General features: G+C 40.6%; 9 protein-coding genes and 2 pseudogenes. 10 read left to right on the plus strand and 1 reads right to left on the minus strand.

Annotation, left to right across the window (positions count from 1 at the left end; genetic code table 11):
* Nucleotides 1-128 precede the first annotated feature (128 nt).
* The 10 genes and pseudogenes from QZ565_RS04745 (at nt 129) to QZ565_RS04790 (ending at nt 11,292) form a co-directional block, all read left to right on the plus strand.
* Entirely contained in the window at nt 129-1,871 is a 1,743-nt protein-coding gene (locus tag QZ565_RS04745; RefSeq protein WP_295526284.1) for a glycoside hydrolase family 13 protein, read from the plus strand.
* Between the two features lie 119 nt (nt 1,872-1,990).
* Nucleotides 1,991-2,302, plus strand: a complete 312-nt coding sequence (locus tag QZ565_RS04750; RefSeq protein WP_295526288.1) for a hypothetical protein — start codon at nt 1,991-1,993, stop codon at nt 2,300-2,302.
* Between the two features lie 553 nt (nt 2,303-2,855).
* Nucleotides 2,856-4,316: an aminotransferase class I/II-fold pyridoxal phosphate-dependent enzyme gene (locus QZ565_RS04755; protein WP_295526291.1), complete on the plus strand. Its 1,461-nt coding sequence runs from the start codon at nt 2,856-2,858 to the stop codon at nt 4,314-4,316.
* Complete coding sequence (gene speE / locus QZ565_RS04760; RefSeq protein WP_295526294.1) at nt 4,317-5,177, plus strand: polyamine aminopropyltransferase; 861 nt, start codon at nt 4,317-4,319, stop codon at nt 5,175-5,177. It abuts the gene before it with no gap.
* Nucleotides 5,174-6,433: a saccharopine dehydrogenase family protein gene (locus QZ565_RS04765; protein WP_295526297.1), complete on the plus strand. Its 1,260-nt coding sequence runs from the start codon at nt 5,174-5,176 to the stop codon at nt 6,431-6,433. Before speE ends, QZ565_RS04765 begins: the two co-directional genes overlap by 4 nt.
* Nucleotides 6,433-7,560 (plus strand): carboxynorspermidine decarboxylase, encoded by a 1,128-nt coding sequence (gene nspC, locus QZ565_RS04770; protein ID WP_295526299.1) that lies wholly within the window; start codon nt 6,433-6,435, stop codon nt 7,558-7,560. Before QZ565_RS04765 ends, nspC begins: the two co-directional genes overlap by 1 nt.
* Nucleotides 7,557-8,642 (plus strand): agmatine deiminase, encoded by a 1,086-nt coding sequence (gene aguA, locus QZ565_RS04775; protein WP_295526302.1) that lies wholly within the window; start codon nt 7,557-7,559, stop codon nt 8,640-8,642. Before nspC ends, aguA begins: the two co-directional genes overlap by 4 nt.
* 8 nt (nt 8,643-8,650) lie before the next feature.
* Nucleotides 8,651-9,526 (plus strand): N-carbamoylputrescine amidase, encoded by an 876-nt coding sequence (aguB, locus tag QZ565_RS04780; RefSeq protein WP_295526306.1) that lies wholly within the window; start codon nt 8,651-8,653, stop codon nt 9,524-9,526.
* A 191-nt stretch (nt 9,527-9,717) separates the two neighbouring features.
* Nucleotides 9,718-10,419: a response regulator transcription factor gene (locus tag QZ565_RS04785; protein ID WP_295526310.1), complete on the plus strand. Its 702-nt coding sequence runs from the start codon at nt 9,718-9,720 to the stop codon at nt 10,417-10,419.
* Nucleotides 10,416-11,292, plus strand: a pseudogene (locus QZ565_RS04790) (HAMP domain-containing sensor histidine kinase). Before QZ565_RS04785 ends, QZ565_RS04790 begins: the two are co-directional and overlap by 4 nt.
* Nucleotides 11,293-11,331: 39 nt before the next feature.
* On the opposite strand, the pseudogene QZ565_RS04795 reads toward QZ565_RS04790, so the two are convergent.
* Nucleotides 11,332-11,814 (minus strand): annotated as a pseudogene (locus QZ565_RS04795) (hypothetical protein); the annotation flags it as partial.

The raw sequence follows: 11,814 nt of genomic DNA on the forward strand, positions 1-11,814 counted from the left end.
ATTTATAGAAATAATCCACTAGAATCTACGGACAAGCCTTGAAAATAAAATACGAAAGTAGTATACTAGAATCACAATTATGAAAACGTTTGCGTAAAATTTGAATGAATACTTAAGGAGACAAATTAATGGAATTAAGTGCTATTTACCATAGGCCTGAGTCGGAGTATGCCTATCTTTATAAGGATAAGAAGCTTCATATTCGGATTCGAACTAAGAAAGGGGATATTGAAAGCATCAACTTGCATTATGGTGATCCTTTTATTTTTATGGAGGAGTTTTATCAAGATGCAAAGAAAATGGCCAAGATAACTTCTGATACCATCTTTGATTATTGGCAGGTTGAAGTGTCCGTTGACTTTGCACGTATCCAGTATCTCTTTGAACTCAAGAATACAGAAGGTCAAAGTATTTTGTATGGCGATAAAGGGTGTGTTGAAAATTCTCTAGAAAATCTTCATGCTATTGGAAATGGCTTTAAGTTGCCTTATATTCATGAGATTGATGCCTGCCAGGTTCCTGACTGGGTTTCAGATACGGTATGGTATCAGATATTTCCTGAAAGATTTGCCAATGGAAATGCTCTATTAAACACAGAAGGGACATTAAACTGGGATTCCTCTATCACACCTCAGAGTGATGATTTCTTTGGTGGTGATTTACAGGGGATTATTGACCATCTGGATTACTTGCAAGACTTAGGAATTACGGGACTCTATCTTTGTCCAATTTTTGAATCTACGAGCAATCACAAGTACAATACGACGGATTATTTTGAAATTGACAGTCATTTTGGAGATAAAGAAACCTTCCGTAAACTGGTTGAGCAAGCGCATCAACGTGGCATGAAAATTATGCTGGATGCTGTATTTAATCATATTGGTTCGCAATCGCCTCAATGGCAAGATGTTGTCGAAAACGGTGAGCAGTCTGCTTATAAAGATTGGTTCCATATTCAACAATTCCCAGTGACGACTGAAAAGCTAGCCAATAAGAGAGAGTTACCCTATCATGCCTTTGGTTTCGAGGACTATATGCCTAAGCTAAATACGGCCAATCCAGAGGTCAAGGACTATCTTTTAAATGTTGCGACTTATTGGATTGAAGAGTTTGATATTGATGCTTGGCGTTTGGATGTGGCTAATGAGATTGACCATCAGTTCTGGAAGGATTTTCGCAAGGCAGTCTTATCTAAAAAGCCTGATCTTTATATCCTTGGAGAAGTTTGGCATACGGCTCAGCCTTGGCTAAATGGAGCTGAGTTTCATGCGGTCATGAATTACCCTTTATCTGATAGCATCAAGGACTATTTCTTACGAGGTGCTAAGAAGACGGACCAGTTCATCGATGAAATCAGTGGTCAGTCTATGTATTACAAGCAGCAGATTTCAGAAGTGATGTTTAATCTTCTAGATTCGCATGATACAGAACGTATTTTGTGGACGGCCAATGAAGACGTTCAACTGGTCAAATCAGCCTTAGCCTTTCTCTTTTTACAAAAAGGAACACCGTGTATCTATTACGGAACAGAGTTATCCTTGACAGGAGGACCAGATCCAGATTGTCGTCGTTGTATGCCTTGGGAACGTGTATCAAGTGACAATGATATGCTGAACTTTATGAAGAAGATAATCCAAATTCGCAAACACGCATCAGAAACCATTCAACACTGCAAGTATAGTCTCCAAGAAATTAAAGCTGATGTAGTTGCCTTGGAGTGGAAATATAAAGGACAGGTCCTTAAAGCAATCTTTAACCAATCAAAAGATGATTATCTTTTAGAGAAAGAAACCGTAGCACTAGCAAGCAATTGCAGAGAATTGGAAAATCAGCTTGTGATCTCTCCAAAAGGTTTTGTGATTTTCCATTAAAGAGCAATTATGAGCGACAGGAAAGTTGTAGTATAGAGAAGATTTTACAAACAGACTATTTGTCGTCTTGCCACAATTGGTATATAATTTAACTTAGAGAAAATAGGAGGATTTATCGAATGGAATTAAAAGATTTTACAGAAAAAGAACAGGAAATGATTAAGAAGGGACTTACGACGTCTAAGATTAGTGACAAGGAAACTGCTGCTAAAATTCTAGCTCTAGTCCCTCAAGAATTAGTGAAAAAAATTCCATTTTTCGTCAGAAAACATGCTACGACACGTACTATTAAACGCATTTCAATTGAACACCCTGAACTCTACGCTGCAGCCCAAACAAGTGGTGAAATACCAGAAAAAGAACGCGAAGAATTACGTCAAATTATCACGACTATCTTTGAACAAAAGATGAATAAGCATAGTATTCGTTAAATACAAAATCTGAGAACTAGAGCCTTCTAGTTCTTTTTATATCCGCTTTCACATTATACAACTTATACAAATATATATAAAATATTATTTTTCCGAACAAAAATAGATATTTTTTCAAAAAAGTACTTTACAGAGTGTTGGAAGTATGATATAGTAATAAAGCTTAGAAAATGAGATGATGTTTTCTAGCAAATATAAACCCGAGTAAAAAATGCCTACGGACAGGCAGGGTTGAATGCCGAAGCGTGGTTGAAAAGCCACATTATTGATAGGGTTAAAAGCCTACTTTTATAAGTTGATGTTAGGACGCTTGTCCTAATTCATAAATTTTAGTGTGGTGAAAGCACACGTCATCTTGTGAAACGATCAATAAAGTACGTAATATTTGCTACTAGAGAGTTAGGAAACATCGGGAACAGACATACTCAACAGAAACCAAAATAAACACGTCAGAAGATTGCAGAGCAGGTGAAAACCTGCTCTTTTTTCATGAGTCAACCTTTAGTCGCCTTCGTCTTCTTGAAGCGCTAAAAATACGGTAAAGGAGTATGTCTTGAAAGAGTTAGATCAAAACCAGGCCCCAATTTATGAGGCCATGGTGAAGTTACGCAAGAAAAGGATTGTTCCCTTTGATGTTCCAGGTCACAAGCGTGGACGAGGAAATCCAGAACTTGTCGAACTCTTAGGAGAAAAATGTGTAGGCATTGATGTTAATTCGATGAAACCATTGGATAATTTGGGCCATCCCATTTCGATTATTCGGGATGCAGAGGAGCTGGCTGCAGATGCTTTTGGAGCTAGCCATGCCTTTCTCATGATTGGGGGAACAACCTCATCGGTGCAGACTATGATTCTTTCTACCTGCAAGGCTGGAGATAAGATTATTCTGCCACGTAATGTCCATAAATCTGCTATCAATGCGCTAGTTCTATGTGGTGCTATTCCCATCTATATCGAGATGAGTGTGGATCCTAAAATTGGTATCGCTTTAGGTCTTGAAAATGATCGAGTAGCCAAGGCCATAAAGGACCATCCAGATGCCAAGGCCATTTTGATTAACAATCCTACTTACTACGGAATCTGTTCAGACCTAAGGGGATTGACAAAAATGGCTCATGAAGCTGGCATGGTGGTTTTAGTAGATGAAGCCCACGGAGCGCATTTGCATTTTACTGATAAACTTCCAATTTCTGCTATGGATGCAGGTGCTGATATGGCAGCAGTTTCCATGCATAAGTCTGGTGGGAGTTTGACCCAAAGTTCGCTTCTTTTAATCGGGGAGCAGATGAATCCTGAATACGTTCGTCAGATCATCAACCTGACCCAGTCAACATCCGCCTCTTACTTATTGATGGCTAGTTTAGATATTTCACGTCGTAACTTGGCCCTTCGAGGCAAAGAGTCGTTTGAGAAAGTCATTGAGCTATCCGAGTACGCTCGTCGTGAAATCAATGCTATTGGTGGTTACTATGCCTACTCAAAAGAGTTAATAGATAGTGTGTCAGTATGTGATTTTGATGTAACCAAGTTGTCAGTTTACACTCAGGGCATTGGTTTAACAGGTATCGAGGTTTATGACCTTCTACGAGACGAATACGACATTCAGATTGAGTTTGGTGATATTGGCAATATCTTGGCCTATATTTCGATTGGTGACCGTATCCAAGACATCGAGCGCTTAGTCGGTGCTTTGGCTGATATCAAGAGACTCTATTCACGAGATGGGAAGGACTTGATAGCTGGGGAATATATCCAGCCAGAGTTGGTCCTTTCTCCTCAGGAAGCCTTCTATTCAGAGAGAAAAAGTTTGTCTTTAGACGAATCTGTTGGACAAGTCTGTGGGGAATTTGTCATGTGCTATCCTCCAGGAATCCCTATCTTGGCTCCTGGAGAACGCATTACACGAGAAATTGTAGACTATATCCAATTTGCCAAGGAACGTGGTTGCTCCCTCCAAGGGACGGAAGATCCAGAGGTCAATCACATCAACGTCATTAAGAGAAAGGAGAACTAGATGGATTTATGGTTTTCTGAAGTTCATACTCCAGATGTCAAATTGTCCCTGAGAACAGCCAAGCAACTCTACGCTGGTAAAAGTGAATGGCAGGATATCGAAGTCTTGGATACACCAGCTTTTGGAAAGATTTTGATTTTAAATGGGCACGTCTTGTTCTCAGATGCTGATGATTTTGTCTACAATGAAATGACCGTTCATGTTCCCATGGCTGTGCATCCCAATCCAAAGAAAGTCTTGGTTATTGGGGGTGGCGATGGCGGTGTTGCCCAAGTATTAACTCTCTATCCAGAATTGGAACAAATCGATATTGTGGAACCAGATGAGATGTTGGTTGAAGTCTGTCGTGAGTATTTCCCAGATTTTGCTGCAGGGCTAGATGATCCTCGTGTTACCATTTACTATCAAAATGGGCTACGCTTTTTGCGAAACTGCGAAGACGATTACGATATTATCATTAACGATGCGACAGATCCATTTGGCCATACGGAAGGGCTCTTTACCAAGGAATTTTACGGTAACAGTTACAGAGCCTTGAAAGAAGACGGCATCATGATTTACCAGCATGGGAGTCCCTTCTTTGACGAGGATGAGTCAGCTTGCCGAAGCATGCACCGTAAGGTTAATCAAGCCTTTCCAATCAGTCGGGTCTACCAAGCCCACATCCCAACCAGTCCAGCTGGCTATTGGTTGTTTGGATTTGCATCGAAAAAATACCACCCTGTCAAAGATTTTGACAAGGAAGGCTGGAAAAAACGCCAGCTTTTCACAGAATACTACACTGCAAACTTACACGTGGGAGCCTTTATGTTACCCAAGTATGTAGAAAACATTTTAGAAGAAGAGGAAGGAAAAAAATGAGTCGTTTACTAGTTATCGGATGTGGGGGCGTTGCCCAAGTTGCTATTTCCAAGATTTGTCAAGATAGCGAAACCTTTACAGAGATTATGATTGCTAGCCGTACCAAGTCAAAATGTGATGACTTGAAAGCGAAGCTAGAAGGTAAAACAAGTACAAAGATTGAGACAGCGGCTCTTGATGCTGACAAGGTAGAAGAAGTGATTGCTTTGATTGAAAGCTACAAACCAGAAGCTGTTTTGAATGTAGCTTTACCATATCAAGATTTAACCATTATGGACGCTTGTTTGGCAACAGGTGTTCACTATATCGATACAGCCAACTACGAAGCAGAAGACACAGAAGACCCTGAATGGCGTGCTATTTATGAGAAACGTTGCAAAGAACTTGGTTTTACCGCCTACTTTGACTACTCATGGCAATGGGCTTATCAGGAAAAATTCAAAGAAGCAGGCTTGACTGCTCTCCTTGGATCTGGCTTTGACCCAGGTGTGACTAGTGTCTTTTCTACCTATGCTCTCAAACACTACTTTGATGAAATCCACTATATCGACATTTTAGACTGTAATGGTGGTGACCACGGTTATCCATTTGCAACAAACTTTAACCCAGAAATCAATCTCCGCGAGGTTTCTGCGCCAGGTTCTTACTGGGAAGATGGAAAATGGGTCGAAGTCGAAGCTATGTCTATCAAGCGTGAGTATGATTTCCCTCAAGTTGGACAAAAAGACATGTATCTCCTCCACCACGAAGAAATCGAATCATTGGCTAAGAACATTCCTGGTGTTAAACGCATTCGCTTCTTTATGACCTTTGGTCAATCTTATCTAACTCATATGAAATGTTTGGAAAATGTTGGTCTCCTTCGTACAGATGCCATTAACTTTAATGGCCAAGAAATTGTTCCAATTCAATTTTTGAAAGCGCTACTTCCAGATCCAGCCAGCCTTGGACCGCGCACGGTTGGTAAAACCAATATTGGATGTATCTTTACAGGTGTCAAAGACGGTGTTGAAAAGACCATCTACATCTACAATGTTTGCGACCATCAGGAATGTTATGCAGAAGTTGGTTCACAAGCAATTTCTTACACGACAGGCGTTCCAGCCATGATTGGGACAAAATTAGTTATGGATGGCACTTGGAAACAACCAGGAGTTTATAACCTTGAAGAGTTAGATCCAGATCCATTTATGGAAGCTTTGAATGAGTACGGTTTGCCTTGGGTTGTGGTTGAAAATCCACAAATGGTGGACTAATGAAGCTAGAACAAGTACCAACACCAGCCTATGTTATTGACCTAGCCAAATTAGAAGCCAATTGCCGTATCCTACACTATGTTCAAGAAGAAGCTGGTTGCAAGGTTTTGCTTGCCCAGAAGGCATATTCCCTTTACAAAACCTATCCCTTGATTAGCCAGTATCTATCTGGTACGACAGCTAGTGGACTCTATGAGGCCAAATTAGCAAGGGAAGAATTTCCTGGTGAAGTCCATGTCTTTGCGCCTGCTTTCAAGGATGCAGACTTGGCGGAATTGCTGGAGATAACGGACCATATCGTCTTCAACTCGGAGAGACAGTTGCGTAAACATGGTGCTCGTTGCCGAGAGGCTGGTATCAGTGTCGGTTTGCGCCTCAACCCTCAATGTTCTACCCAAGGTGATCACGCGCTCTACGATCCTTGTGCACCTGGATCCCGTTTTGGAGTCACTATAGACAAGATTCCTAGTGATTTGTTGGATTTGGTGGATGGTCTTCATTTTCATACCCTTTGCGAGCAGGGAGCAGATGATTTAGAGACAACTTTGAAAGCTGTAGAAGAACAGTTTGATCCCTACTTACATCAAGTTAAATGGCTCAATATGGGTGGTGGTCATCACATTACAAGAGAAGGTTACGATGTGGATTTACTGATTTCTGAGGTCAAGCGTATCCGAGAAACTTACAATCTTGAAGTCTATATCGAGCCGGGTGAAGCCATTGCGCTCAATGCAGGTTATCTAGCAACTGAAGTATTGGATATTGTCGAAAACGGTATGGAAGTCTTGGTTTTAGACGCCTCTGCGACCTGCCATATGCCTGATGTACTTGAGATGCCCTATCGTCCACCTTTGAGAAATGGCTTTGAGGCTCAGGAAAAACTCCATACCTATAGACTTTCTTCCAATACCTGTCTGACGGGTGATGTGATCGGCGATTATAGTTTTGAAAATCCAGTTGAGATTGGAGACAGACTTTATTTCGAAGACATGGGCATTTATTCTTTTGTCAAAAATAATACCTTTAATGGTATTGGATTGCCAAGTCTTTATCTCATGGACGAGCAGGGGGACTGCAGCTTAGTCAAAGCCTTTGGCTATCAAGATTTTAAAGGGAGATTATCATGATGGACAGTCCAAAAAAATTAGGCTATCGTATGCCTGCAGAGTACGAACCCCATCATGGTACCCTCATGATATGGCCGACTCGACCAGGTTCATGGCCCTTTCAAGGAAAAGCTGCTAAAGCAGCATTTAGCCAGATTATAAAAACCATTGCAGAAGAGGAAAGAGTCTATCTTTTGGTGGGCCAAGACTACTTAGCTGAAGCCCAATCTTATCTTGGAGACAAGGTTGTTTATCTAGACATTCCTACCAATGATGCCTGGTCGCGTGATACAGGTCCGACCATTCTCGTCAATGATAAAAGAGAAAAGTTGGCAGTAGACTGGTCTTTCAATGCTTGGGGTGGAGCTGTGGATGGTCTTTATCAAGATTATGAAGATGATGACCAAGTAGCCAGTCGTTTTGCTGAGGTCTTGGAAATGCCTGTCTATGATGCTAAACCTTTTGTACTGGAAGGCGGAGCAATCCATAGTGATGGTCAAGGAACCATTCTTGTGACTGAAAGTTGCTTGCTTAGTTCTGGTCGCAATCCTCACCTGACTAAAGAGGAAATTGAGAATACCTTATTAGAGAGCCTTGGAGCTGAAAAAGTTATTTGGCTTCCTTATGGTATTTATCAGGACGAAACTAATGAACACGTTGACAATGTTGCTGCCTTTGTTGGTTCTGCTGAGCTTGTTTTGGCTTGGACAGACGACAAAAGCGATCCTCAATATGCCATGTCAGCAGCTGATTTAGAACTCTTAGAACAGGAAACAGATGCAAAAGGGCGTCCCTTCACTATTCATAAACTGCCAATCCCAGCAGTTCGACAAGTTGTGACAGAAGAAGATTTGCCAGGCTACATCTATGAAGAAGGGGAAGAAGAGCGCTATGCAGGTGAACGTCTGGCGGCCTCCTATATAAACTTTTATATCGCTAACAAGGTTGTCTTGGTTCCACAGTTTGAGGATGTAAACGACCAAGTGGCCTTAGATATCCTCAGTAAGTGTTTTCCAGATCGTAAAGTTGTCGGAATTCCAGCCAGAGATATTCTTTTAGGTGGTGGCAATATCCACTGTATCACCCAACAAATCCCAGAATAGGAGAAAATATGAGAAATGTAAAAGTTGCAGCGATCCAAATGCAATGCGCTAAGGATGTGGCAACAAATATCCAAACAGCAGAGCGTTTAGTACGTCAGGCAGCAGAACAAGGCGCACAAATTATTCTCTTGCCCGAGTTGTTTGAACGTCCCTATTTCTGTCAGGAACGCCAGTATAACTACTACCAGTATGCCCAGTCGGTGACAGACAATACAGCTATTCAGCATTTTAAAGTACTTGCTAAGGAACTACAGGTCGTTCTACCGATCAGTTTCTATGAAAAAGATGGCAATGTCTTGTATAACTCTATTGCCGTGATTGATGCAGATGGGGAAGTGCTGGGCGTTTATCGGAAAACCCACATACCAGATGACCATTATTATCAAGAAAAATTTTATTTCACACCTGGCAACACAGGTTTCAAGGTTTGGGACACTCGTTACGCCAAGATTGGTATCGGTATCTGTTGGGATCAATGGTTCCCTGAAACAGCTCGCTGTCTTGCATTGAATGGTGCTGAATTGCTCTTTTATCCAACAGCCATCGGTTCAGAGCCGATTTTGGATACAGATAGTTGTGGCCATTGGCAACGTACCATGCAAGGACACGCAGCAGCAAATATTGTTCCAGTCATTGCAGCTAATCGGTATGGATTTGAGGTAGTCACTCCTAGTGAGGAAAATGGTAGACAGAGTTCTAGTCTTGACTTCTACGGTTCCTCCTTTATAACAGATGAAACAGGAGCTATTCTAGAGCTAGCTGAAAGACAAGCTGAAGCTGTTCTGTTAGCTACTTATGACCTAGACAAGGGAGCAAGCGAACGCCTAAACTGGGGCTTATTTAGAGATAGAAGACCAGAAATGTATCAACTGATTACGGACTAGTAGGAGAGAAATGAGAGATTCATTCTGCTAGATTAACTTCTTATTTGCAACTATGAGGATACTAGATCATCTAGCAAGCGGATTTTATATTTTAACCCTCTAAGGCTTTCTCGCGCTTTTATGCGAGGAGCTTTTCTATTTAAGCTTTATCAATAAAACATGCTATAATAGTTGCAGAAAGGTTGGTATTTATGGCTAGAATATTGGTTATTGAAGACAATAGTGACATTCAAGAAATTTTGCGAACACTTCTCACTAAGGAGCATGAGGCGATTCAAGCCTTTTCTGGTACAGAAGGAATCATGCGTTTTGATCAAGGTGGGATTGACCTCGTTTTGCTAGATATCATGCTTCCTGGGAAAAATGGGGATCAGGTTTTAAAAGCTATCAGGGAACAAAGTCAAACTCCAGTCATTATGCTAACAGCTTTGAGCGATAAGAAGTTAATCAGTCAATACCTCTTAGACGGTGCCAATGATTACATAGTCAAGCCTTTTGATTTGGACGAAGCCTTTGCTAGAGTTACTGTTCAGTTACGTCAAAGTGTAGAAAAACAGCCTGCGGAAATTGTAAAAACTGAAAATCTGCCACAAAACTTGAAAAATATCCAGTTTGATGCAGAAAGTTTTGAAATCAAAAATAGTCAGGAAACGATTCGTCTTGCTAAGAAAGAATGCTTGATTCTCCAAACTCTCCTTAAACATCCAAAGAAAATTTTCACCAAGGAAGAACTTTATGAATTGGTCTGGGAAGAGAGCTATCTACCTGGAGATAATACCCTCAATACGCATTTGAGTAATCTTCGTAAAAAATTAAACCAGCTTGACCCAACTCAAGAATATATTGAAACCATTTGGGGAGTTGGGGTAAGATTAAAAGGAGATAAGCAATGACCTACATGATAATCGTTGTCCTACTGGTTCTCCTAATTATTTTATCGATTACATTGATTCGCTATCATCTAGCACTTAAAAACTTGAGTCAACAGATTGAAGACAAGATTCTGACGGGTAGTATGAAAAGAGTAGGGGTCAGCATTTTTTCCAAACATTTTCTACATCTCTACCAGCAAATCGAAAATCTATTTCAGGAAGTGGAACAATCTCGGTTAGTGATGAAAAGGGAAAAGCAGACTCTGGATATGGCCATCAGCAATATTGCCCATGATATTCGGACACCTTTGACTATCGCTTCAGGCTACACGCAACAATTGATAAAGTCTCCTGAAAACAAAGGAGAAACCTTACAAAAAGTAGCCCAGCATCTTGATTTAGTTTCCAAACGTTTGGGCACTCCTAGAATACCGTCGGTTGATGGAAGGAGCTGTTAAGCCGAAACTAGAAGAAGTAGATATTTCAGCTTTTATCACCAAAAAGACTCTGGCTTATTATGATGTTTTTCAGGCGGCAAATATCACCCTTGATTTTAAGGTTGAAGCTGGTTTAAAAATGAGGACCGATGAAGACTTGCTGGATAGAATTTTACAAAATTTGCTTGGAAATGTCCTCAAGCATGGTAAGGAAGAAGCGCGTCTCTCTTTGCGACAGGAAAAGGAACAGCCTGTCTTAGAGATTGCCAACCTTGTTAAACAGCCCATCAAAAAAATAGAAAATCTCAGCAACCGTTTTTATTCTGAAAATCTATCAGACACCGAAGAATCCTCTGGTTTAGGTCTTTATATCACTGAGGAATTATGTCATCTTCTCGGTGCAGAGATGAAACTAAGCACAGATGGCCAGTGGTTATCGGTTTTCATTTATTTTTAACGAAATAAACCTCCTCTGTAGGCTAGAGGAGGTCATTTTTTATAGACTTTTCTTTTTGAAAACTGCAAGTCCACTTAGATTAAAGATTAGAATAACAGCTAAGGTAACTATAAGTGTATAGAAAATGGATTCACTATTAGCAGTCATAGCATAGGAAAACTGCAATGATAAATATGGCAAAATTTTGATACTTGGGAAGATGAGCATTGGCATAGAAAGTAAGATAGAGCTGACCAAATATCCAATAAATACTGCAAGATAAGAATGACTAACATAGAGGATGAAGGAAACAATGGAAAGCCAAGCAAGGAGGCAAAGGAATTGAAGGGAAATGGTTATCAGTAGATTGCCAATAAAGCCATCAGGCATAGTGCCAAATCCATTTAAGATAGTTGCTGGAATAAAGGCAATCACAAGGCTGATGATAACTTGCAAGAGTGCAATACAAGTCAATACAAAGGCTTTGGCAAGGAAAAACTCGGTACGAGAAACCCCTACTGTCAAACTATTTTTATAGAGCTT

Origin of the sequence: uncultured Streptococcus sp., from assembly GCF_915066115.1 — a bacterium.
Lineage (GTDB): Bacteria > Bacillota > Bacilli > Lactobacillales > Streptococcaceae > Streptococcus.